Annotated in this window: 15 protein-coding genes; 8 read left to right on the top strand and 7 right to left on the bottom strand. The window is 62.0% G+C overall.

Annotated elements, in window-relative coordinates; genetic code table 11:
- Positions 1-70: 70 nt before the first annotated feature.
- Positions 71-1,153 (bottom strand): iron-sulfur cluster carrier protein ApbC, encoded by a 1,083-nt coding sequence (gene apbC / locus AACW87_RS10400; protein WP_241324941.1) that lies wholly within the window; start codon positions 1,151-1,153, stop codon positions 71-73.
- Positions 1,154-1,339: 186 nt separating this feature from the next.
- Between apbC and metG the strand changes: the two genes are divergently transcribed.
- Both metG and AACW87_RS10390 read left to right on the top strand, forming a co-directional pair.
- Complete coding sequence (gene metG, locus AACW87_RS10395; protein WP_241324940.1) at positions 1,340-3,373, top strand: methionine--tRNA ligase; 2,034 nt, start codon at positions 1,340-1,342, stop codon at positions 3,371-3,373.
- Between the two features lie 195 nt (positions 3,374-3,568).
- The gene (locus tag AACW87_RS10390) at positions 3,569-4,204 is read left to right on the top strand and encodes a glutathione S-transferase family protein (protein WP_241324939.1); all 636 of its coding nucleotides are present in this window, start codon (positions 3,569-3,571) and stop codon (positions 4,202-4,204) included.
- Positions 4,205-4,273: 69 nt separating this feature from the next.
- Here the strand turns inward: AACW87_RS10390 and AACW87_RS10385 are convergent, their stop codons facing one another.
- The gene (locus AACW87_RS10385) at positions 4,274-4,546 is read right to left on the bottom strand and encodes an acylphosphatase (RefSeq protein ID WP_241324938.1); all 273 of its coding nucleotides are present in this window, start codon (positions 4,544-4,546) and stop codon (positions 4,274-4,276) included.
- Positions 4,547-4,631: 85 nt separating this feature from the next.
- Between AACW87_RS10385 and AACW87_RS10380 the strand changes: the two genes are divergently transcribed.
- Both AACW87_RS10380 and AACW87_RS10375 read left to right on the top strand, forming a co-directional pair.
- The gene (locus tag AACW87_RS10380; protein ID WP_241324937.1) at positions 4,632-6,062 is read left to right on the top strand and encodes a methyl-accepting chemotaxis protein; all 1,431 of its coding nucleotides are present in this window, start codon (positions 4,632-4,634) and stop codon (positions 6,060-6,062) included.
- 114 nt (positions 6,063-6,176) lie between these two features.
- Positions 6,177-7,367, top strand: a complete 1,191-nt coding sequence (locus AACW87_RS10375) for a class I SAM-dependent methyltransferase (RefSeq protein ID WP_241324936.1) — start codon at positions 6,177-6,179, stop codon at positions 7,365-7,367.
- Positions 7,368-7,828: 461 nt separating this feature from the next.
- On the opposite strand, the gene AACW87_RS10370 is transcribed toward AACW87_RS10375, so the two are convergent.
- Positions 7,829-8,473, bottom strand: coding sequence for a glutathione S-transferase family protein (locus AACW87_RS10370; protein WP_241324935.1), 645 nt, complete (start codon positions 8,471-8,473; stop codon positions 7,829-7,831).
- A 265-nt stretch (positions 8,474-8,738) separates the two neighbouring features.
- On the opposite strand from AACW87_RS10370, the gene AACW87_RS10365 reads away from it, so the two are divergent.
- The 4 genes from AACW87_RS10365 to AACW87_RS10350 all read left to right on the top strand — a co-directional run bounded on the left by AACW87_RS10365 (position 8,739) and on the right by AACW87_RS10350 (position 13,182).
- Positions 8,739-9,923, top strand: coding sequence for an acyltransferase family protein (locus tag AACW87_RS10365; RefSeq protein ID WP_241324934.1), 1,185 nt, complete (start codon positions 8,739-8,741; stop codon positions 9,921-9,923).
- A 401-nt stretch (positions 9,924-10,324) separates the two neighbouring features.
- Entirely contained in the window at positions 10,325-11,362 is a 1,038-nt protein-coding gene (gene selD, locus AACW87_RS10360) for a selenide, water dikinase SelD (protein ID WP_241324933.1), read from the top strand.
- 28 nt (positions 11,363-11,390) lie between these two features.
- A complete protein-coding gene (mnmH, locus tag AACW87_RS10355) occupies positions 11,391-12,506 on the top strand; it encodes a tRNA 2-selenouridine(34) synthase MnmH (protein ID WP_241324932.1) in 1,116 nt (371 codons plus the stop codon).
- A 31-nt stretch (positions 12,507-12,537) separates the two neighbouring features.
- Positions 12,538-13,182, top strand: a complete 645-nt coding sequence (locus tag AACW87_RS10350; protein WP_241324931.1) for an MBL fold metallo-hydrolase — start codon at positions 12,538-12,540, stop codon at positions 13,180-13,182.
- Here the strand turns inward: AACW87_RS10350 and AACW87_RS10345 are convergent.
- From AACW87_RS10345 to AACW87_RS10330, 4 genes are all read right to left on the bottom strand, one after another.
- Entirely contained in the window at positions 13,172-14,173 is a 1,002-nt protein-coding gene (locus tag AACW87_RS10345) for a response regulator (protein ID WP_043555675.1), read from the bottom strand. The two genes, AACW87_RS10350 and AACW87_RS10345, sit on opposite strands and share 11 nt — an antisense overlap.
- Complete coding sequence (locus AACW87_RS10340; RefSeq protein ID WP_241324930.1) at positions 14,170-17,340, bottom strand: hybrid sensor histidine kinase/response regulator; 3,171 nt, start codon at positions 17,338-17,340, stop codon at positions 14,170-14,172. Before AACW87_RS10340 ends, AACW87_RS10345 begins: the two co-directional genes overlap by 4 nt.
- A 205-nt stretch (positions 17,341-17,545) precedes the next feature.
- On the bottom strand, positions 17,546-17,833 hold the full coding sequence (gene rplY / locus AACW87_RS10335) for a 50S ribosomal protein L25 (protein WP_042037696.1): 288 nt from the start codon (positions 17,831-17,833) through the stop codon (positions 17,546-17,548).
- A 106-nt stretch (positions 17,834-17,939) separates the two neighbouring features.
- Positions 17,940-18,788: a hypothetical protein gene (locus tag AACW87_RS10330; protein WP_241324929.1), complete on the bottom strand. Its 849-nt coding sequence runs from the start codon at positions 18,786-18,788 to the stop codon at positions 17,940-17,942.
- Between the last annotated feature and the right edge of the window lie 13 nt (positions 18,789-18,801).

Genomic DNA, 18,801 nt, shown 5'->3' with positions numbered 1-18,801 from the left:
ACCGATCCATTATATAAAAAAGGGTGAGCCATGCCCACCCTCAAATCCACCTCAACCACACGACAGCCGATTATTCATCCACCACCATCGTATAAAGGGGGGTCGCAATCGGTTTACCGCTGAAATAGAGCTCGGCACCCACTCGACGAGCCAGTTTCATATAGGCCTGAGCCAGGCTTCCTTCCGGTGCACCGAACACGGTCGGGCAGCCATCATCCATGTGCTGGCGGATATCGATGTGCAGCGGCAGCTGACCAAGCAGTGCCACATGATACTGCTCCGCCATCTTCTGACCGCCGCCGGTACCGAACAGGGGCTCGTGATGGCCGCAGGCGCTGCAGACGTGATAACTCATGTTTTCTATGATGCCGAGCACGGGCACATTGACCTTGTTGAACATGGCGACCCCCTTGCGGGCATCCGTCAGCGCCACGTCCTGCGGCGTGGTCACGATCACCGCCGCCGAGGTCGGTACCTGCTGGGCCAGGGTGAGCTGGATGTCACCCGTGCCTGGTGGCATGTCCACCACCAGATAATCCACTTCGCCCCAGCGGGTCTCGTGCAGGATCTGGGCCAGCGCCTTGCTCGCCATGGGGCCGCGCCAGATGGTGGCATCCTGCTCGTCCACCAGATAACCGATGCTGTTGCTCTTGAGGCCGCAGGCCATCACAGGCTCCATCAGCTTGCCGTCATGGCTGACGGGGCGCTCCTTGACCGTGCCCATCATGGTCGGAATGGAGGGGCCATAGATGTCCGCATCCAGAATGGCGACTCGCGCCCCCTCCTTTTGCAGCGCCAGCGCCAGGTTGACGGCCGTGGTGGACTTGCCCACCCCGCCCTTGCCGGAGGCGACCACCAGGATGTTGCGAATGCCCTGCACCGCCGCCAGCCCTTGCGCCCGCGGCAGGCTGGCCACCTCTATGTCACACACCCAGTCGATGCGGGTAGCGCCGGTGGCGCTGCGCAACCGGGCATCGAAGTCCTGCTTGATCTGCTCAAACAGGGAACGCCCGGCAAAGGGCAACACCAGCCTGATGGTCAGGCTTTGCCCTTGCAGCGCTGCACTGCGCACAAACCCGGCCGCAACCAGATCCTTGCCCCACCCTGTCGGCTTAAATTCGGCCAGGATCTGTTTTACTGAATCAATCACCATTAACTCCTCATTATCTTGTCATTATCTTGAGGTGAACGGTTACCGCACACAAATCAGTGGCTTGCCTGCTTGCCAACCAGCGCGAGCACCAGGGCGGACAGCGCCACAACCCTAGGCAGGCTACCCCCAATTCGGGTAACATGCACGGCACTGTATCATCCCAACAAGCACATCAAGAACGACTATATGGCAACTGATCCTCGTACAATGCTGGTAACCTGCGCCCTCCCCTATGCCAATGGCTCCATCCATCTTGGCCACATGCTGGAACACATCCAGGCCGATATCTGGGTTCGTTATCAGCGAATGCGTGGCCATCAGGTGCACTTCATCTGTGCCGATGATGCCCACGGCACCCCCATCATGCTCAAGGCACAACAGCTGGGGATCACCCCGGAAGCGATGATCGCGGCCGTCTCCAAAGAGCACCAGACCGACTTCGCTGGCTTCAACATCAGCTTTGACAACTATCACTCCACCCACAGCGACGAGAACCGCGAGCTGGCGGAGTTGATCTACGGTCGTCTGAAAGCCGGTGACTTCATCAAGGGTCGCACCATCACTCAGCTGTTCGATCCGGAAAAATCCATGTTCCTGCCGGACCGCTTCGTCAAGGGCACCTGCCCCAAGTGCAAGTCTCCGGAGCAGTACGGCGATAACTGCGACAGCTGCGGCGCCACCTACAGCCCGACCGAGCTCATAAATCCGAAATCCGCCGTCTCGGGCGCCACGCCTGTGATGAAGGATTCAGAGCACTTCTTCTTCGACCTGCCGCAGTTTGAAACCTGGCTGGCCGGCTGGGTGCGCGGTTCCGGCGCCATTCAAGAAGAGATGGCCAACAAGATGCAGGAGTGGTTCGAGAGCGGCCTGCAGCAGTGGGACATCACCCGCGACGCCCCCTACTTTGGTTTCGAGATCCCGGGCGCCCCGGGCAAGTACTTCTACGTCTGGCTGGATGCCCCCATCGGCTACATGGCGTCGTTCAAGAACCTGTGCAACAAGCGCGGCGACATCGATTTCGATAGCTACTGGAAAGCCGACTCCGAGGCCGAGCTCTATCACTTCATCGGCAAGGACATCGCCTATTTCCACTGCCTGTTCTGGCCATCCATGCTGGAAGGGGCGGGTTTCCGCAAACCGACCAAGGTCAACGTGCACGGCTATGTGACCGTCAACGGCGCCAAGATGTCCAAGTCCAAGGGCACCTTCATCAAGGCCTCCACCTACCTGAATCACCTGGATCCTGAGTGCCTGCGCTACTACTACGCCGCCAAGCTCAACAGCCGCATCGACGATCTGGACCTGAACCTGGATGACTTCGTGGCACGGGTCAACGCCGACGTGGTCAACAAGCTGGTCAATCTGGCCTCCCGCAACGCAGGCTTTATCGCCAAGCGGTTCGACGGCAAGCTGGCCGCCACCTGTGCCGAGCCCGAGCTCTATGCCGAATTCGCCAACGCCAGCGCCTCCATCAGCGATGCCTATGAAGCGCGCGAATTCAGCCGAGCCATCCGCGAGATCATGGCGCTGGCCGACAAGGCCAACCGCTACGTGGACGAGAAAGCGCCCTGGGTGCTGGCCAAGCAGGAAGGCGCAGACGCCGAGCTGCAGGCGGTCTGCTCCGTGGGCATCAACCTGTTCCGCGTACTGATGGCCTACCTCAAGCCGGTCATGCCGCTGCTGGCCGAGCGCGCCGAACTCTTCCTGGGTGAGACCCTCACCTGGGATGGCGTCGCCCTGCCGCTGACCAACCATCAGCTGACCCCGTTCAAGGCACTGTTCTCTCGCATCGAGCCCGCCAAGATTGAAGCCATGATAGAGGCCTCCAAGGAAGATCTGGCCAAGGAACAGGCACCGAAAGTGACAGGCCCGCTGGCAGACGACCCCATCAGTGAAACCATCTCCTATGAGGATTTCGCCAAGCTTGACCTGCGTGTAGCGCTGATCAAGAAGGCCGAAGCCGTGCCGGAAGCGGACAAGCTGCTCAAGCTGCAACTGGATCTGGGCGGTGAAACCCGTCAGGTATTCGCCGGCATCAAGTCCGCCTACAACCCCGAAGATCTGGAAGGCAAGCTGACCGTGATGGTGGCCAACCTGGCGCCGCGCAAGATGCGCTTTGGCATGTCCGAAGGCATGGTGCTGGCCGCAGGCCCGGGCGGCAAGGATCTCTGGATCCTGGAGCCGCAGGAAGGCGCCCAGCCAGGCATGCGCGTCAAGTAAGCGCGCTGGCTGCAACCCCCATGAAAAGAGAGGCCATCCGGCCTCTCTTTTTTTATCCCCTTTTCCCACGGCATGGCAGCTGCACCCCATCGTCAGCACTCCCATATGGGCTTGTTGCCACCGCGCAATTTGCCTAGACTGCCTGTTCACCTCGGGTCGCACATGGGCCCACCCACCATCAGGCAAGGAGCAAGCATGATCACCTTATACGGAACCCCAGTCAGTCGAGCCCTGCGCATATCCTGGTTACTGGAAGAGTTGGGCGTGGCGTGGCAATTTCAGTTTCTCGACTTCGCCAAGGGCGAGAATCGCAGCGACTGGTTTCTGGCGCTGAACCCGAGCGGCAAGATGCCGGTGCTCAAAGACGGGGACTTCGTGCTGACCGAATCCGCCGCCATCATGCAGTACCTGGCCGAAGTCTATGGTTCGGATTGGCTGCCAGCCAGAGGGACGCAGGCCTCGGCGCTGCACGCCAGGTGGGTCAGCTTCATCACCTGCGAGCTGGAGCAACCCCTGTGGACCATAGGCAAGCACAAGTTTGCCCTGCCGGAGCCCCAGCGCCTGCCAGCCATCTTCCCCACCGCCAAGTGGGAGTTCGACAAGGCGGCGGCCATCGCCGAGTCCTGGGTGCCCGAGCAGGGCTACTTGCTGGGGGAGCAGATCACCATAGCGGACCTGCTGCTGGCCCATACCCTGATGTGGGCCACCCGCTTCGAGCAGACCATTCCACCCAAGCTGGCCGCCTATCGGGATCGTCTGGCCAAACGCCCCGCCCTGCAGGCCGTGCTGGCCAAGACCCAGGCCATCGCCGACGCCGCCCAGGCCGGCTGACGCCAACATGCACAAACGGGAGCCCCAATGGCTCCCGTTTTTATGCGTGGCATGGCGGTTTCACTCCGCTCAATTGGTATGAAAGCCACTCCCTTTGGGCGGCAGCGCCTCTTCATACTCCATCCGGCTCACCTCGGCGGTGCGCGGCCCGTGCTCCAGCCAGCCCAGCATCATCTGCACCCCGTGCTCTGGCCCGCAGATCAGGATCTCCACCGATCCGTCCTCCAGATTGTAGGCGTGGCCGCGCAGTCCCAGTTGCAGCGCCCGCTCCCGGGTGAAGTAGCGAAATCCCACCCCTTGCACCTGACCCCAGACGCGCACGACAAACGATTGCTCTCCCATTTCTCACACCTTCCCCTTAAGAAATTTCCCCCCAAGGCGATAATGAGCGCGACACTCTCTTCCCCTTGCAGGACGCAATACCATTATGAAAGAAGTAAAGTTTCGGTGGGTTGACCGTTATCTCATTCACCTCACGATCAGCGAAAAATTTCTCATCACCTTCTGGTGCCCTCTGTTGTTCATCGCCTTGCTCACCGGGTACCTGCTGGCCGACGGCCATGATCAGCAGATGCAGGTTCGGCTGGATCAACTCAAGCAAAGGGTCGAGACCAGCGCCCAGCTGGTGAGCCAGCAAGCCAGCCTCACCCTGCCCGCCGATCTCATCCTCAGCCCGACTGGCAGTGCCGGCCTGAGCCAGCAGGGCGACCACTACCGTTTCAGCGCCAGCGCAGGTCAGGCCGGTTTCGTGACCGGCAGCCTGGATGCCGGTCGTTACTCCATGTGGGACGGCCAGGGCACCACCCTCACCATCATCGCCGTGCTGGCAGCCTTGCTGGCCCTCATCACCCACTACCTGATGACCTTTGTCTCCGGCGCCCTCTACTCCACCAACAAGGCGTTGCAGACGGTGGCGGGCGGCGATCTCACCTTCCGCCTCAATTTCTTCCCGGTGCGGGACGAGTTCTCCATCCTGGCGGGCAGCATAGACAGATTCACCGACCGCCAGCACAAGATAGTACAGCTAGTGGAAGAATCCGCCGAGGCGCTCACCATGGCCGCCGACGAGTTTCGCGATCATGCCAGCGAAGGGGAAACCATGGCCCGCTCCCAGCGCCAGCACATGGACTCCCTGGCCGCCGCCATGGAGCAGATGTCCGCCGCCATTCGCGAGGTGGCCCGCAATGCCAACGACACCCTGCAGCAGACGCGCCAGTCGAGCGAAGAGGCGGCCAACGGCGCCGCCCGGGTATCACGTACCATAGCCGCCATCCGCACCCTGGCCGACGAGATAGGCAACGCCTCAGGCGCCGTCGAACGGCTGACCCACAACGCCAATCGCATCAACGAGGTGGTCAACGTCATCAACGCCATCTCCCAGCAGACCAACCTGCTGGCACTCAATGCCGCCATCGAGGCGGCCCGCGCCGGTGAGCAGGGTCGCGGCTTTGCGGTGGTGGCCGACGAGGTGCGCACCCTCGCCAGCCGCACCCAGCAAGCCACGGTGGAGATCCAGCAGATGATCGAAGAGCTGCAGGCCGGCACAGGTGCCCTCAACGACATCATGGAGAAGACAGTTGGCCGCGCCGCCAGCAGCCAGGCGCTGATCAGCGAAGTGGGGCTCGACATCGACAAGCTCAGCAACCACAGCGATGCCGTGCTGGAGATGAGCACCCAGATAGCCACCTCCAGCGAGGAGCAGAGCTCGGTCGCCGAGGAGATCACCCGCAACCTGGATCAGGTGCGCCACGAAGCGGGCCAGGTAGAGGGATCCGCCAGCGCCTCTGTGGCCGGCACCGCCGGCCTCAAGGCCACCGCCACCGAGCTGGCCCAGGCATTGAAGGGGCTCAAGATCTGATCTGAAGCTGATGCCGGATCAGACAAGCCGGGCTCTCTTGCCAAGGTTGTTTGAGTTTTACCAGCGGGCCACATAGAATGTGGCCCCTTTTCTTTCTACCATCGGCAAACATCCATGAGCGTTTTCATCTATCTCGTCAAAGGCCGCGAAAAATCCCTGCTGCGCCGTCACCCCTGGATCTTCTCCAAGGGGATTGAGCGGGTTGAAGGCAACCCCGTTGACGGCGATACCGTCGAGATTTACGCCAACGATGGCAAATGGCTCGCCCGTGGTGCCTGGTCAGGCAGCTCCCAGATCCGTGCCCGGGTCTGGACCTTCGATAAAGAGGAGACAATCGATCTCGACTTCTTCCTGCGTCGCCTCAAATATGCCCAGGAGTCCCGGGATCCGCTGATCAAGCGTCAGGGCCTCACCGGTTATCGCCTGTGCGCCGCCGAATCCGACGGCCTGCCGGGTCTGACCATAGACCGTTATGCCGATTTCCTGGTGTGCCAGATCCTCTCCGCCGGTGCCGAGTTCCAGCGCGAGCTGATCACTCAGGCGCTGCGTACCCTCTACCCCGAGTGCAGCATCTATGAGCGCTCCGACGTGGCAGTGCGCAAGAAGGAAGGGCTGAAAGAGCGTACCGGCGTCATCCATGGCGAGACCCCGACCGAGCCTGTGGTGATCGAAGAGAACGGCGTCAAGATCCTGGTGGACATCCGCAACGGCCACAAGACCGGCTTCTATCTGGATCAGCGCGACAACCGTCAGGCTGTCTCCAAGTACACCTCGGCTAAGCGGGTGCTCAACTGCTTCAGCTACACAGGTGGCTTTGGCATCTATGCCCTCAAGGGTGGCGCCAAGGAAGTGGTCAACGTGGATCTCTCCCAGACTGCGCTGGACATCGCCCGCCAGAACGCCGAGCTGAACGGGCTGGATATCTCCAACACCCAGTTCATCCGTCACGATGTGTTCAAGCTGCTGCGCGAATACCGCGAGAAGGGCGAGAAATTCGACGTCATAGTGCTGGATCCGCCCAAGTTTGCCGAGAGCAAGGCCCAGCTGCTGGGTGCCTGCCGTGGCTACAAGGACATCAACATGCTGGCGTTCCAGCTGCTGGCGCCGGGTGGCGTGCTCTTGACCTACTCCTGCTCCGGCCTGATGGAGCAGAGCCTGTTCCAGAAAATCGTGGCGGATGCGGCGCTGGACGCCGGTCGCGATGCCCAGATCCTGGAGCTCCTGTCCCAGGCCTCCGATCACCCGATCGGCACCGCCTATCCGGAAGGTTTCTACCTCAAGGGTCTGGTGGTGCGCGCCCGCTAAGAGCCGCCGACCAGAGTTGGCCGCCCCTTGCCCCCGGTTCCAGGCCCGGGCTTGGTGCGGCAAGCCAGCCATCAAAAGGCCCGCTATCGCTAGCGGGCCTTTTTTGCGCTGCACTCCAAAGAGATAACGCCGCTCACTCCCTCTCCTCGGCTTGCCGCTGCCATCCCTCTAGCGTGCGTTTCCAGCCCTTTAACCAAGCTCTGTGCTCACGGCATCCACCCAGGGAATGGCACTCAGCCCACCTGCAGGAACCTGACCGATCTTTTATTTATGCAAAAATATGAAAATAAAATCACCAAGATTGGAAAATCCTCGGGGAAATATCGGCATAAATCGCATCGAAAATCACTCTTCTGCATAAATCAGTTTTCCCCCTCTCCTGATCCCGGCCACTCCCCCATTTCGGCTGCACATCATCTCTGGGTCGGCAGCAGGCCTGTCGTCGGGCTCAAGCACCCGGCTCAGTCACGGGCCGGTGCCCCCAGCGGGAAATAATGCCGAAATGGCCTGGCCTCATCCACGACGCGCACCACAGAGGGCCAACTCAGCAGGCGAGCACGGTAGGCCCGCAGTCTGGCGTGGGAGTGCGGTATCTCATGGGCCCAGTCGGCATAGAAGAGCGAGGGGGCGGCGGCGCAATCGGCCAGGCTGAAGCCATCGCCAGCGATCCAGCGACGCCCTTCGAGTCGCAGATCGAGCCAGGGGTAGATCTGGTCGAGCAGCTCACGGGCCTCCATCACGCCATAGCCGTCGCGCTCGGCCTGCGGGCGCAGCGCATCCAGCACCACTTTCTGCATCGGCGTCATGACATAGTTGTCGAAGACGCGATCCAGCATGTGAACCTCCAGACCCGCATCGCCAGCCGGGATCAGGCTGATGGGGCCCGGATGGTGCGCCTGCAGATGCGCGACTATGGTGCTGCTTTCGAGGATGCAGCGCCCGTCATCCAGCAGCACGGGGAAGCGCTTGAGCGGCCAGAGGGCGGCAAGCTCGGTGTTGGCCGCCGGATCTTCGAGGTTCTGATAGTCAAACGGAGTGGCATTCTCGTAGAGAGCGATCAGCACCTTCTGGCTGTAGGATGAGAAGGGATGGGCATAGAGTTTCATCGGGCGTGCTCCTTGCGATCAGATGGACGACATCCCTAGTCTAGATCCCCACGCCAGCCCCTGATCTTGCCCCCATACAGCTGGCTGTTTTTGCGTAAAAAACGCATATTTATGACGAAAATCACACCCGTATGACTCTCTTTTAGGTAGGGTGATCCCGCCTGTGGCCAGCATGAGTCCAGGCTGCTGGGGCATCAGGCTCGATGCCCCAGCACAACAACAAAATCGATGTCAGGCCAAGCTGAACATCGCAAGGGATCCCTATATGAATCAATCATTGCCGCTGTTGACGCCGCTGCGGGGCATAGCTGCCCTGATGGTGGTGCTGTTCCATGCCCGATTGCTGCTCTTTCCCCAGTGGATGGAGTCGATCGCCGGCCACACTCAACTCGTCGAGAACGGCTACCTCTGGGTCGATCTCTTCTTTATTTTGAGCGGCCTGGTACTGGCCCACGTCTACGGTGAGGCCTTCAGCCACACGCCCCGCACCCTGAGCTATGGCCGCTTTCTCTGGCTACGGCTGACCCGCATCTACCCCCTCTACTTTGTGACCCTGCTGCTGCTGGTGGGCTGGGAGCTTTACAAGGCCCGCCATGGGGTAGGCTTCTATGCCGGCCCCCTGTTCAAGATGTGGGAGTGGGAGGGAATGCCTCCCTTCGGCTCTCCTTTCACCCCGGCCGAGGCGCTGCCAAGCGCCTTCCTGCTGCTGCAGGTGGTGACCGATCACGGATTGACCTGGAACTTCGCCGCCTGGTCCCTGAGCGTGGAGTGGATAAGCTACCTGCTGTTCCCACTGCTCATTCCGCTCGCCGTGACCCGCAGTCGCTGGAGCCATCTCGCGCCCCTGTTGGCGCTGACGGTGCTGGCCTTTATCGTGCACAGCCGGGGCACCCTGGATGTCACCAGCGGCGCGCTGGCGGTGGGACGCGGAGTGAGTGAATTCGTGCTCGGCCTCTGGCTGCTGCCCAGGGTCAAGGCCGCACGACACTTGCCCATGATGCAACGGGATCTGCCGCTGCTGATCGCCTTTGTGCTGCCCTTCGCGCTGATGCAGTTCACCATGACACCGCAGCTGACCCTGCTGCTGATCAGTTCCTACGTGCTGCTGATCTGGATTGCCGCCTCCCAGAGCGCTCGCCAGAGCCCGCTGCTGCGCCTGCTGGACAACCGCCTCACCAACTGGCTGGGGGATCTCTCCTACTCCATCTACCTGCTGCACGCGCTGGTGCTGCTCACAGGTTGTGAGCTTCTCCACTATCTGGCGCCGGAACTCACCGACTGGTGGTATGCCCAGACCCACCCGCTGCTGGGGGTAGTGGCGACCCTGTTGATGCTGGCGGTGCTGATCGGCCTCTCGGCCCTTAGCTACAGCCTGCTGGAGCGACCGCTGCAACGGCGCCTGCGTCGCTGGGGCAAGGCTCGCCAGCCGGTGATGGAGCAAGCCGGGTAAGGTCCGCCGCCCAAACATGGCCCCGAAGTGAGACAGGCTCGGCCTCATCGGGGCAACACAGGGGGATATGCCTCACCGCCAGCGCATGGCGAAGGCTGTCCCCCTCTCTCATTTTTCCCGCCAATCCCCTGCGCTTTGTGTGAATTCCAGTTCGAACCAGAGAGGGCATTTGTGGCATAATGGCCCGTCCTGTGGCCCTTGGCGGGGCTGCTCTGGCGCACCATGTCGCCCCTCCTCCCCCGTCCGGCTTGGCGGCCTTCCCATGGCTGCCTGAAATCGTTGCCCCTGTTGGCACCGAGGCCACCCATTTTTTGCGGTATCTTGTCTGCCTGTCTACAAGGCGACGGATGACCGCCCATTGACCAAGACGGCTCCACAGAGCCTCTGCATAAGGGGTAAGTATGTCTTCCATTCGTCTGACCCAATACAGCCACGGCGCTGGCTGCGGCTGCAAAATTTCTCCCAAGGTGCTCGACACCATTCTCAAGAGCCAGATCCCGGGCTTTGACGACCCGACCCTGGTGGTCGGCAACAGCAGCAAGGATGACGCGGCCGTGGTCGATATCGGCAACGGTCAGGGTATCGTCTCCACCACCGACTTCTTCATGCCCATCGTCGATGACCCCTTCACCTTCGGTCGCATCGCCGCTACCAATGCCATCAGCGACATCTACGCCATGGGCGGCAAGCCCATCGTCGCCATCGCCATCCTCGGCTGGCCCATCAATACGCTCGCTCCCGAGATTGCGCAGCAGGTGATCGACGGCGGCCGTCAGGTATGCCACGAAGCGGGTATCTCGCTGGCCGGTGGCCACAGCATAGACGCGCCCGAGCCCATCTTCGGCCTCGCGGTGACCGGCATAGTGCCGCTCGATGCCATCAAGCAGAATGACACAGCCCAGGTGGGCGACATCCTCTATCTGACCAAGCCCCTTGGCATCGGCATACTCACCACGGCCCAGAAGAAGGGCAAGCTCAAGCCAGAGCACGAGCAGCTGGCCCCCAACGCCATGTGCACCCTCAACAAGATTGGCCAGTGCTTTGCCGAACTGCCGGGCGTGCACGCCATGACGGACGTGACCGGCTTTGGTCTGGCAGGTCACCTGCTGGAGATGTGCGAAGGATCAGGGGTGTGCGCCACCCTCGATTTCAAGGCGCTGCCGCTGCTTGACGAGGTGGATTACTACCTGAGCGAGGGCTGCGTACCGGGCGGTACCCTGCGCAATTTCGACTCCTATGGCCACAAGCTCGATGCCATGGACGATCGTACCCGCAACATCATGTGCGACCCGCAGACCAGCGGCGGCCTGCTGGTAGCCGTCGGTAAAGAAAGCGAAGCCGAGCTCCTTGCCATCGCGACGCAAGCGGGGCTGACCCTCTCCCCCGTCGGCCAGTTGAAGGCGCGTACCGGCGATCAGTTTATCGAGGTTGTCCAATGAGTCAGCGGCTGCTTGCGGAGGCCATGCTATGAGCCAACTGCCACTGGCCACGGATCTGGCCCGGATTTTTCTGGACGATGTCCCGCTCATCGACTTGCGTGCACCCATCGAGTTCAAGGAGGGGGCCTTCCCCTGCTCGACCAATCTGCCCTTGATGACAGACGATGAGCGCGCCCAGGTCGGTACCTGCTTCAAGAAGCAGGGTCAGGCGGCCGCCATCGAACTGGGTCACAAGCTGGTGGGGGGCGCCGTGCGGGCCGCACGCCTCGAAGGCTGGCTGGCGCAGTTGCGCCAGCAGCCCGACGCCCTGCTCTACTGCTTTCGCGGCGGCCTGCGCTCGCAAACCGTACAACTGTGGCTGCATGAGGCCGGGGTCACTCGTCCCCGCGTCGCCGGTGGCTACAAGGAGCTGCGTCGCTTCCTCATCGATACCCAGGACAAGGCCTCTGCCGAGTGCCACTGGACTGTGCTGACCGGTATGACAGGCTCCGGCAAGACCCATATGCTGGGCCATGTGACCCAGGCGCTCGACCTGGAAGGCCATGCCCGCCACCGGGGATCCTCCTTTGGCCAGCTGCCCGGCGGCCAGCCCGGCAACATCAACTTTGAAAACAACATGGCCATCGAGCTGCTCAAGCGCCGCCACAAGGGCGAACAGGCCTTCGTGGTAGAGGACGAGAGCCGGCTCATCGGTCGCTGCTGCCTGCCGAACACCCTGTTCGATGCCATGTGCGAGGCCCCGCTGGTGGTGGTGGATGTGCCGCAGAGCGATCGGGCCGAACAGATCCGCCAGGACTATGTGCACGATCTCTGGCTGCGTTATCAGGCCATGTTCGGCGCAGAAGCGGGCTGGCCGCTGTTTGCCGCCTACCTCACCGATGCGCTGGCCCGCCTCAAGCGCCGCCTCGGGGATCAGGCTCACCGCGAGCTGGATGCGCTGATGCAGACGGCCCTCACCGAGCAGGCCAGCAGTGGCGCGACCGAGCTGCATCTGGCCTGGATCACCCTGCTGCTGACCCGTTACTACGACCCCATGTATCTCTATCAGCTTGGCAACAAGCGTGAGCGCATCGTGTTCCGGGGTGACAAGCAGGCCTGTCTCGACTACTTCGCCGAGCAGCACGCCAGAGCGCAACAGGGCTGACCCCGTCGCCTTTCCAACAAGAGGACCCCATATGTTGAAATTCGAGGTGATCCCGGTCACCCAGTTCGCCCAGAACTGCTCCCTTATCTGGTGTGACGAGACCCATCAGGCGGCGCTGATCGATCCGGGTGGCGAAGCGGACAAACTGCTGGCCGCCATCGCCAAGCGCGGGCTTACCCTGACCCATATCCTGCTGACCCACGGTCATCTGGATCACGTGGGGGCTGCGGCCGAGCTGCGGGAAAAGACCTGCGTGACCATCACGGGGCCCCACAAGGAGGACGCCTTCTGGCTCGACATGCTGCCCCAACAGAGTCAGATGTTCGGCTTTGCCCATACCCCCGCCTTCGCCCCCGACCAGTGGCTAGCCCAGGGTGACAAGGTGAGGGTGGGCAACTGCGAGCTGGAGGTCCATTTCTGCCCGGGCCACACTCCGGGCCACGTCATCCTGCTCAGCCAGAGTGAGCGGCTCGCCTGGGTCGGCGACGTGCTGTTTGCCGGCAGCATAGGCCGGACCGACTTTCCGCGCGGCGATCACGCCACCCTGATTAGGTCGATCACCGAGACCCTGCTGCCGCTGGGTGACGAGATCGTCTTCATCCCGGGCCACGGCCCCAGCTCCACCTTCGGCCGCGAGAAGGCAAGCAATCCCTACCTGACGCAACCTATCTGGTGATCCCCCGCTCCTCGCGGGTGTCCCACTGGGCCTTGAGGCGCAAGATCTCCGGCATGATCTCGAGAAAGCATGCGAACAGCCGGGGATCAAAGTGCTGGCCAGCACCGTCACGCATAGTGGCCAGCACCTGCTCCAGAGGCCAGGGATCCTTGTAAGGGCGACGCACGCTCAGGGCGTCAAACACATCGGCGATGGCCACGATCCGCGACGCCTCGGGGATCCCTTCGCCGGTTTCTCCTGCGGGGTAACCCGAGCCGTCCCACTTCTCGTGGTGATGCAGGGCAATCTCCGCCGCCATGCGGAAGATGAGCCCGTCGGAGCGCTTCAAGATTTCGTAACCGATGCGCGGATGGGTGCGCATGATGGCCCACTCCTCTTCGGTGAGGGGACCGGGCTTCTTGAGGATGTAGTCGGGGATCCCGATCTTGCCCATATCGTGCATGGGGGCCGCCAGCTCCAGCAGCTCCGACTGCTCCGAACTCCAGCCCGCCGCGTCGGCCAGGGCTCGGGCATAGGCGGCCATGCGCCAGATATGTACCCCGGTGTCGGTGTCGTTGTAGTGACCCGCCTCGCTCAGCATCACGATGGCGGTGCGGTAGCTGCGCTCGAGCTGATCGAGGCGTACCAGAGAGAGGTGGTTGCGCACCCGGGCGCGCACCGTGCTTGGGCAGACCGGCTTGTAAATATAATCCACCCCGCCCGCCTCGAACCCCTGGCTCTCGCTGTCTGCGTTGTCGCTCGCCGTGATGAACAGCACCGGGATCCCGGCGTGGGCCGGATCGGCCTTGAGCCGGCGACACACCTCGTAGCCATCCATGTCAGGCATGCGCACGTCAAGCAGGATCAGGGCGGGCTCGTGGCGCTCCACGGCGGCCAGCCCCTCCTCGCCTCCCTTGGCGAAAAAGAGGCTGTACTCCTCCTTGAGGATTTGCCGCAGCAGCCCGAGGTTGCTCGGCTCGTCGTCGATGATCAACACTCGCGGTCGATTCATGATCCAGGTGCCTCCCGATTTTCCAGATACCCCTCCAGCTTGCAGGTCGCGAGCTGGATGTCGAACAGCTCCAGGGCCGCACTGATCTCGCTCACCAGCTCAGAAGGCAAGTAACTCTTGGCCTGGCCCAACGCCGGTTCAATCAGTTCCAGATCCTCGCTCATCAGGGCCTCACGCAGAGCGTGCAGACACACCTCCTGCGCCTCACCCTGAGCCAGCGGGGAGTTGACGGCCCCCGGCTCGCGCCCGGCATAGATGTCGATGGCCTGTTGCGCCCGTTCCAGCGCCTCAAGGAAGGGGGCCATGAGCTGGCTGGTGTCCCCTCCCTGCTCGATGGCCTCATTCAGTTCTGCACTGATGCGCGCCACATCGGTGAGCGACAGGCTGCCCGCCACCCCCTTGAGCTTGTGCGTCAGGCTCGCGGCGGCATCAGTCTCGTGCTGGGCTATGTAGTCCGGCAGCACGGTACCGACCGTCATGTAGTCATCGCGGAATCGGCGCAGGTATTTGAGATAGACGGAGGCCTCACCCCAGTTGCGAAGTCCGGTATCGATATCAATGCCGGCTACCGGCTCCAGGGCAGGCGGCGTGTCGCTGATCGTTAGCGGCACCACACTGTCTGGCAGGTAACGCAGCAGGGTCGCGATAAGCTGCTCCACGTCGAGCGGCTTGGCGATGAAATCGTTCATGCCGCAGGCCAGCGCCGCCTCGCGTTGATCCTTGAACACCCCGGCGGTGAGTGCCAGCACGGGAGTCTCCTTGCGTCCCTGCAGCTGGCGCAGGCGACGGGTCGCCTCGTAACCATCCATCACCGGCATCTGTACGTCCATGAGCACCAGGTCGATACGCTGCGCCGGGTCGGCAAGACAGGCCAGAGCCCGCTCCCCGTCGATGGCGGTGATCACCTCGGCCCCCTCCCGCTGCAGCAAGCGGGTTGCCACCTCCAGGTTGATGTCGCTGTCATCGACCAGCAGTATATGAACGCCAGGCAGGCGCAGACGGCGCTGACCGCTCTTCAGCAGATCCACATGCTCGCGCTTCTCGTGGATGAGGCGCGCCACCGCGTTGTAGAGGCTGGAACCTGTGACCGGCTTGTGCAGCACCAGATCGACCTGCTCCGAGCCGGGGCTGCGCATCAACTCTTCCTGGGAATAGGCAGTCGCCATGATGATGATGGGCGAGCGCTCCTGCAGCTCGAAGGCACGGCGAATGGCCACGCAGGTCTCGAGCCCGTCCATGCCCGGCATGATCCAGTCGAGCAGGATCACGTCGAAACGCTCCCCCTGACGCAGCAGATGGTGCAAGGCCTGCTCGCCTGACTCCACCACCCGTGACTGCCAGCCGAGGGAGCCCACCGTCATCGACAGGGTATCGCGGGTCACCTGGTTGTCGTCGGCGATCAGCAGCGAGACGTGCTGCAGCCGCTCGTGGAAGGCCTCGGGCTGCTCTACCTGCTCCAGCCGGACGCGGAACCAGAACTCGCTCCCCTTGCCCAGTTCGCTGGTGACGCCGATGTCGCCCCCCATCAGGCTCACCAGACGGCGACTGATGGTCAGGCCAAGCCCGGTTCCCCCAAAACGGCGGCTGGTGGAGGAGTCGGCCTGGGAGAAGGCATTGAAGATGTTTGCCTGCTGCTCGGGCGGAATGCCGATCCCGGTGTCGCGCACCCGAAACAGCAAGGTGGCCATGCCATCTTGCTCGGCTTCCAGCTCGACCTTGACCTCCACCTCCCCGCGCTCGGTGAACTTGATGGCGTTGCCGGTCAAGTTGAGCAATACCTGCTCGAGGCGCAGGGCGTCTCCAACCAGATGGGCGGCCTGCTCGGGGGCACTGCTCACTACCAGTTCGAGGTGCTTGTTGCCAACGCAGGTGGACATGATGGCCGCCACATGATCGAGCACCTCTTCCAGGCTGAATGGCACCTGCTCGAGCTCGAGCCGGCCCGATTCAATCTTGGAGAAATCGAGGATGTCGTTGATGATCCCGAGCAGAGCCTGCCCGGCCTGATGGATCTTGCGCACCAGGGCGCGCTGGCCATCGTCGAGCCCCCCTTGTTCGAGCAGGTAGGCCAACCCCATGATGGCGTTCATGGGAGTACGGATCTCGTGACTCATGTTGGCGATGAAATCCCCTTTGACCCGCGCCAGTCTGGCCGCCTCCTGCTGCGCCAGCTGCTCCCGATGCCGGCTGAGCACCAGCGAGGCTACTCCGGCACCGAACAGCAACAGCAAGATGGCGCAGGTGGCCGAGATGATCCCCCAGATGTGAGTACGAATGGCCAGCAGCTCGCTGCGTGGCACCATGGAGGCAGTCTTCCAGACCAGCTGATCGTGACTCAGGGCCGGGTACAGAGTGGTCCAGCTCCACAGGCCGTCGGCTAGCTCAACCTGGCCGCTCGAAGCACCCAAGAATGCCTGCCAGGCCTGGGGAGAAAACTGCTTCAAGGTGAGGTCCGGACGCTCGAGCATGAAGCCCCACTCTTGTGCCGGATCCGGGCTGCGCAGCCAATAGCCATCCTGATTGAGCAGCATGGTGTGATCGGCGGCCTTGCCACTGCTGTTGGCGAATACCTTGAGCATACGGCCGGCCTGTACGTTGATAAGCAGCAAGCCCAGATCGCGAGCCCCCAGGCGCAGGCGCTTGGCGATACGGATCATGGGATTGAAGGGGCGATCGATCACCCCCTGCTCGACGTTGAGATCGAGCGGCGAGACGTAGATCCGCTCCCAGGGCAACGCCATGGCATCGCGGAAATAGTAACGATCCTTTTTGTTTTGCAGCTGGTCGTCAGCCACACGCTGCAGATGCTGGCCCTGACGATTGAACCGCACCAGCTCCATGCCATCCGGCGCCAGCCAACGCACCTGGGCATAGTCGGGATTGCGGTTCATCAGAACGGTGAACTGGGCGGCAATGTTGTCACGTTCGTCGCGACCCGCCGCCTCGAGCAGGATGGGCTCTTCAGACATGCTACGCACATGGCGCAGCGGCACTGCCAGCTCGTCGTCGAGACGACCGCTGGCGAGCGTCAGGAAGGTGCTCTCATCGCTACGTACACGGTAGAGCTCACGCTCGATCAGTGCGTCACCCAGCAGATACCCACCCACCAAAACCAGCACAAGAATGGGTGAGAACAGCAGGAAATATCCCCGTATGATTCCCTTCATCACGGTCAACATTACCCCGTATGTGGACTTGTTCGAATACTTTATATATGCCAGAGCACCACAACGGGTGTCCTGCTGTCAATCATGCCTACAAGTAAAGACTAACAGTACTATTTGAGTATTTTATTTTTATCGGGAAAAAACGCCGTAAAAACAAAGAGGCCACCCGATTGGGTGGCCTCTTTACAGGAACGTTCGTTGCCGATTAAACGCGAACGAAGTCCAGGTGAACCAGCTTCGGCTTAACCGGGTGACGCTGGATAGCCTTCACTTTAACGCTGACTTCTTCACCGTTGATGACCAGGGTCAGCACGGATTCGTAGAATTCCGGCTTCTCTTGGGCGATGATGAATTTTTTGTGGTCAACAGTGATGGACTGGGCTTCTTTGCCTGCACCATAGATGATGGCAGGAACTTGGTCAGCGTGACGCAGGCGGCGGCTCGCACCTTTCCCCAGGTCAGAACGGACTTCAGCTTGGAATACGAAAGACATAGTGGTTATCTCATATAGATGAATTTATGGTGCTGACTGCGACCGGTCAGCACCTCGCAAAACGAGGGCGCATACTAGCACGGGCCCAGTACAGTGACAAGAAACCTTAACGCCCCTGCTCCAGCCGGGCAAACCGCTGCTGCCGCTCTGCCGCACTCAGGGCATCGAAGCGGGCCAGGGTCTGGGGCGCCGGACAGTAAAGGGTATCCCCCGCCTTGACCCGGATGCTGTTGCCCATCAGCGGACGATTGTCATCGACTATGGCCAGCAGATAGCTGTAAGTGTCTCCCGCCGCCCCAGTGACGGTGCCATTCTGGGCCAGGGTGGCGGCGATGCGCCACAGTGTCTCCCCGGATGCCACCTGATGACAGACCCGCTTGCCATTGCCGGCCGCCGGCGCCGAGAGCGTCAGCGTCTCACCGCCGGAGGATGCGTTCACCGCCGGAGTTGTCTCACCATTAGCAACACGGACCAGCAGGGTATCCGGCGCCCGCCAGGTCGCGTTCAGAGCCAGGCTCACCGCCAGCCATTCGGTGCCCAGGCGGGTGGTGTACCGCTGGCCCGGCATCACCGGCGGCGTGAATTCGGCCATGAAGGGTACTCCCAGACCGGCCACCTCCTGCTCGCTGTAATACGGTGACGCGACGGGTGCCAGACCATAGGCGGCCTCATCGATGCGCCTGAGCCTGGCCAGATACGCCTTGGAGAGCTGCGCCTCCCCTTCGAACAGATCGAAGGGCGGCACCAGCCGGGCCGGAAACAGCACCTGCCAGCGCCCCTTCTTCTGTTTGAGTTCGAGAGGGGGAAACTGATTGCCCCGCCAGGCCACGAACATGGCCGGCGGTGGGCGGTGCAACGGGTAATATTCCGGGTTCAGCTGCACCCAGGTTTGCTCTGCAATAGGCTGGTAACCGCTGATCACCACCTGCGCCACACTCAACCAGATCCCCAGCATCCTTGCCTCCCTG

Origin of the sequence: Aeromonas sp. MR7, assembly GCF_963899385.1 — a bacterium.
Taxonomy (GTDB): Bacteria; Pseudomonadota; Gammaproteobacteria; order Enterobacterales; family Aeromonadaceae; genus Aeromonas; species Aeromonas bestiarum.
Note: the sequence above shows the minus strand (reverse complement) of the source record. Positions and strands in the feature narration are given on the sequence as shown.